This is a genomic window from Mycobacterium sp. (assembly GCF_049647605.1).
In the GTDB taxonomy this organism is placed as follows: domain Bacteria; phylum Actinomycetota; class Actinomycetes; order Mycobacteriales; family Mycobacteriaceae; genus Mycobacterium.
Genome location: NZ_JBARXZ010000044.1, coordinates 1 through 5,219, shown reverse-complemented (window position 1 = coordinate 5,219; position 5,219 = coordinate 1). Strand labels below are relative to the sequence as shown.

Genomic DNA, 5,219 nt, shown 5'->3' with positions numbered 1-5,219 from the left:
ACCGCAGGCGGTCCCGCAGGGCCTCGACGCGCGAGGGCACATAGGGCTCGGGCAGCGGCAGCCGCAGGACGCGGTTCATCCGATCGTCGCGACCGGCCCGCAGCGCAGCCACCGCATCAGGTTCGTGGCGCGCCGCGTTGGCCATGATGCCGATCATGAGAAGCGTTGTCGACGTTGATGTTCCACCGGCCGAGATGAGCGGCAGCTGCAGCCCGGTGACCGGGAGCAGGCCGATCACATAGCCGACGTTGATCAATACCTGCGAGAGGATCCACATCGTGGTCGTGGCGGTGAGCAGTTTCAGGAACGGGTCGACGGAACGAGTGGCGATCCGCATACCGGTGTAGCCGAAGAGCCCGAACAGCAGCAGTAGACCGAAGGCGCCGATGAAGCCCAGCTCTTCACCGATGATCGCGAAGATGAAATCGTTGTGGGCGTTGGGCAGGTAATTCCATTTGGCGGTGCCCTGCCCCAGGCCATCGCCGAACACGCCGCCGTTGGCCAACGCAAAGCGGGCCTGCCTGGCCTGATAGCCCGCCCCCTGGGCGTCGGCATTGGGGTCGAGCCAGGACTGCACCCGAGCCGAGCGGTAGCCCTCGACCATGGCCAGCACCACGGCCGCACTGACCACCGCGACCAGTGACGTCATGAAGACCCGCAGCGGCAGACCTGCGTACCACAGCAAACCGAGCAGGATGATGCCCATGGAGATGGACTGCCCGAGGTCGGGCTGAGCCAGGATGAGTGCCAGCGCGATCACCGCACCCGGCACCAGTGGCACCAGCATCTCCTTCAGCGACGCGTGCTCCAGACGGCGGGTGGCCAGCAGGTGGGCGCCCCAGACCAGGAACGCGATCTTGGCCAACTCCGAGGGCTGCATGGACAGCCCTGCGATGACAAACCAGCCGCGAGATCCATTGGCGATGGTGCCGATTCCGGGGATCAACACCAGGATCAACAACCCCACCGACACGACGTAGCCGGGAAAAGCCAGCCGCCGCATGACGCTCACCCGCATCCGCACTGCGATATAGAAGGCAATCAGGCCGACAACCGTCCACACCACCTGCCTGTTGAACACCGACCAGGATGATCCCCGGTATTCGGCCGTGTAGGAGTACACACCGGAGGCCGACAACACCATGGTCAGTCCCAGGGTGATCAGCAAGGCGGTGATCGCGATGATGAGATGGAACGACGTCATGGGCCGCGACAGCCAGCTGCCGAATTTGGTCCCGGCCAGCCGGGCGGCCGTCTTGGCGCCGCTGGACTGCGGCTTCTCGTCTTTGCCCTTCTCGTCTTTGACGATGACAGGTGTCGGTTCGGTGTCTACAGAGTCCACGGAGTCCGACCTGAGGTCGTCGGTAGCCTCGGCGACCGCCTCGTCGGCGCCGGGGGCGGCGTCGCTGCGGTGGCGCCACCGGTTCAGGATGCTGGCCATCGTCGGGTTACCCCGTGAGGGCGCGGACGGCGGCCGCGAAGGCGTCACCGCGAGCGGCGTAGCCGTCGAACTGGTCGAAGGAGGCGCCGGCGGGAGCCAGTAGAACGGTATCGCCGGGCACCGCGAGTTCGTGGGCCGCGGCGACAACCTCGGTCATCACCCGGGTCCCCAATACGTCCTCGTCGGTCCCGTCCGAGGCTCTGATCACACGAGTCACATACGTCCCACTGGTCTCATGCACCTCAGCATCCTCCCCCGTCACAACCTGAACGACGGGGACATCGGGCGCGTGTCGTGAGATCGCCTCCGCGACCACCGCCCGGTCGCGGCCCAACACCACCACCCCGGCCAGCCGGTCGGCGATGCGCCGCACCGTCTGATCCATCGACACGCCCTTCAACAGGCCACCGGCCACCCACACCACCCGCGGATACGCCAACACCGAGGCCTCGACAGCGTGCGGATTGGTGGCCTTGGAATCGTCGACATACCGAACCCCGTCGACCACCGCCACCACCTCGGCGCGGTGCCGGCCGACGCGGAACTGGGCCAGCGCCTCCGCTATCGCCTCCGGTGGCACACCGACCGCCCGGGCCAACGCCGCCGCCGCCAGCGCATTGCGCACCCCCACCGGTCCCGCCACGCTCAGCAGCTCCACCGGCGCCAGCACCAGCCCGTCACCAAAACTGTTGTCGACCAGCATCCCGTCGCGGACCCCCAACTGGCCCGGCCCCGGCTCGGCGACGGTGAAACCGGCCTTCACCGGCGCCTCCGCCGCGGCCAGCAGACCGGCGGCAATGGGATCGTCGAGACCGACAACGGCCACCCGGCCGGCCAGCACCCGGGCCTTGGCCCGGATGTAATGCTCCATCGACCCGTGCCAATCCAGGTGATCCTCGGCGACATTGAGCACCACACCTGCCTCCGGGCGCAGCGACGACGACCACCACAGCTGAAAGCTCGACAATTCGACAGCCAGCAGTTCCGACGGCTGCTCCAGCACGTCGAGCACCGGGTCACCGATATTGCCGCACAACAGGCTGCGACGGCCCGCCGCGGTCAACATCGCCTGCAGCATCGAGGTGGTGGTGGTCTTGCCGTTGGTCCCGGTCACCACCAGCCAGCGCCGCGGCGGGCCGAACCGGCCCGACCGATCGAGGCGCCACGCCAACTCGACATCGCCCCACACCGGTATCCCGGCAGCCGCGGCCGCCGTCAGCACCGGCGAGGTGGGCGGCAAGCCCGGACTCGTCACCACCAGGCAGTACTCGGTGATCCCGGCCACCGCGGCATCGGGGCCCAGCACCGGCACCCCCTGCTCGGCAAACGGCTCCAGAGCGCCGCGCCGGTCATCGGTGAGATCGGCCACCACCCCCAGCGGCGCCAGTGCCTTCAGCACCGCCCGCCCGGTCACCCCGGCACCGACCACCAGAACGCGCGCACCCGGAACCAGAGGTTCCAGCACGTCGCTCATCTAGGCACCGATCGCACCGAGCCACTCGCCGTAGAACAGCGCCACACCCAAACCACAGGCGATCGCCGTCAACAGCCAGAAGCGGATGATCACCGTCGTCTCGGCCCAGCCGACAAGCTCGAAGTGATGGTGGAACGGCGCCATCCGGAACACCCGCCGGCCCGTCGTCCGGAATGCCAGGATCTGCACCACCACCGAGACGATCTCGGCAACAAACAGCGCACCGAGCACCACGGCCAGCACCTCGGTGCGGCTGGTCACCGAGATGCCGGCGATGATGCCGCCCAGGGCCAGCGACCCGGTGTCCCCCATGAAGATCTTGGCCGGTGCGGCGTTCCACCACAGGAAGCCGATACAGGCGCCGGCGGTGGCCGCCGCCACGATCGCCAGGTCCAGCGGATCCCGCACGTTGTAGCAACCCAGCCCGGGAGCGGTGGCACACGCGTTGCGGTACTGCCAGAAGGTGATCAGCACATAGGCCGCCGCCACCATGGCCATACAGCCGGCGGCCAGCCCGTCCAGGCCGTCGGTGAAGTTCACGGCATTCGACCAGGCACTGACCAGGATCACCACAAACAGGATGAACACCATCGGCGGCAACGCCACCGTGGCGATCTCGCGGACATACGACAGCTCCGTACTGCCGGGAGCCAACCCGTCGGCGTTGGTGAACTGCAGCACCAGCACGCCGAACAGAACAGCGGCAATGATCTGACCGAGGGTCTTGGCGGTCTTGTTCAGCCCCAGGTTGCGGGCGCGGCGCAGTTTGATCAGGTCGTCCATGAAGCCGACCAGCCCCAGCGCGGTGGCCAGGCCGAGCACCAGCAGACCCGACGCCGACGGGCCCTGCCCGTTGAGCGCCACACCCACCAGGTGAGTGCCCAGGTACCCCGCCCAGATGCCGGCCAGGATGGCCACCCCACCCATCGAGGGGGTGCCACGTTTGGTCTTGTGACTCGGGGGGCCGTCCTCGCGGATCTCGTGCCCGAGGCCCTGCCTGGTGAACAGCCGGATCAGCCACGGCGTCAGCAAGATCGACACCGCCAGTGAAATGCCGACGGTGATCAGGATCAGTCTCATCGGTCGGTATCCCCCGCAAGTTCCTGCGCCAGGGCGCTCAATCCCGCCGAATTCGAGGCCTTCACCAGCACCACATCACCCTCGGCAAGCTCCGATCGCAACAGTTCCAGGGCGGCCGACACATCGGCGACCTGGGTGGCCTCGGAACCCCACGATCCCTCCATGACCGCCCCGTGAAGCATGGCGCTCATAGACCTCCCGGTTCCCACGACGATGAGTCGACTGACATCTAATCGCACCACCAGCCTGCCGATGAGATCGTGCTCGGAAATGGCGTCCTCGCCGAGCTCGGCCATCTCCCCCAGCACCGCAAAACTCTTCCGGCGTGACGCCCCCCGTTCACCGCGGGCCATCCAGGCCAGCGCCTGCAGGCCGGCGCGCATCGAATCGGGATTGGCGTTGTAGGCGTCGTTGATGACGGTCACCCCGTCGGCGCGGGTGGTCACAGCCATCCGGTGCTTGGACACCGGGCCCGCCGCAGCCAGCGCCGCGGCCACCTGCTCGCCGGTGGCACCGCACTCCAGCGCAACCGCGGCCGCACACAACGCATTGGACACCTGGTGATCGCCGTGGACGGCCAGCGACACCGGCACGGCGCCGCCGCTGAAGTGCAGCGAGAAAGCGGGCCGGGCCTCGGCATCGAGGGTCGCCTCATCGGCCCACACATCGGCATGGCTGTTGCGGCTCACCCGCACCACCCGGGCAGCGGTCAGGCCGGCCATGGCCGCCACCGCGCTGTCGTCGGCGTTGAGCACCACCACCCCCGACGCCGGCACCGCCTGCGCCAGTTCAGCTTTGGTGTCCGCGATGGCCTGCCTGCTGCCGAACTCACCGAGGTGAGCGGTACCCACATTGAGCACGACGGCAATCTGCGGCGGGGCGATCGCGGCCAGGTGGGCGATGTTGCCCGGATGACGGGCCGACATCTCCAGAATCAGGTATCGGGTGCTCTCGTCGGCGCGCAACACCGTCCACGGGTGGCCGAGCTCATTGTTGAACGACCCCGGCGGCGCCACCACCGGGCCCAACGGCGCCAGCACCGCGGCCAGCAAGTCCTTTGTCGAGGTCTTTCCCGACGACCCGGTGACCCCGACAATCGTCAGCCCACCGGTGACCAGGCGGCGAGCCACCTCGGCCGCCAGCAGGCCCAGCGCGGCCAGCACCGCGGCACCGGAGCCGTCGCGGTCATGCTCCAGCACCCCGGCCGTCACATCACCCGGGCTC

4 protein-coding genes are annotated in these 5,219 nt (G+C 68.2%); all 4 read right to left on the bottom strand.

Annotation, left to right across the window (positions count from 1 at the left end; all coding sequences use genetic code 11):
- The coding region (ftsW, locus tag WBB07_RS06040; RefSeq protein ID WP_526305728.1) for a putative lipid II flippase FtsW at positions 1 to 1,441 on the bottom strand (1,441 nt) is incomplete at its 3' end.
- Between the two features lie 7 nt (positions 1,442 to 1,448).
- Positions 1,449 to 2,915 carry a UDP-N-acetylmuramoyl-L-alanine--D-glutamate ligase gene (gene murD / locus WBB07_RS06035; RefSeq protein ID WP_526305727.1) on the bottom strand — a complete coding sequence of 489 codons (1,467 nt, stop codon included), beginning with the start codon at positions 2,913 to 2,915 and terminating at the stop codon, positions 1,449 to 1,451.
- On the bottom strand, positions 2,916 to 3,995 hold the full coding sequence (gene mraY / locus WBB07_RS06030; protein ID WP_526305725.1) for a phospho-N-acetylmuramoyl-pentapeptide-transferase: 1,080 nt from the start codon (positions 3,993 to 3,995) through the stop codon (positions 2,916 to 2,918).
- The coding region (locus tag WBB07_RS06025) for a UDP-N-acetylmuramoyl-tripeptide--D-alanyl-D-alanine ligase (RefSeq protein WP_526305723.1) at positions 3,992 to 5,219 on the bottom strand (1,228 nt) is incomplete at its 5' end. The genes WBB07_RS06025 and mraY, both read right to left, overlap by 4 nt.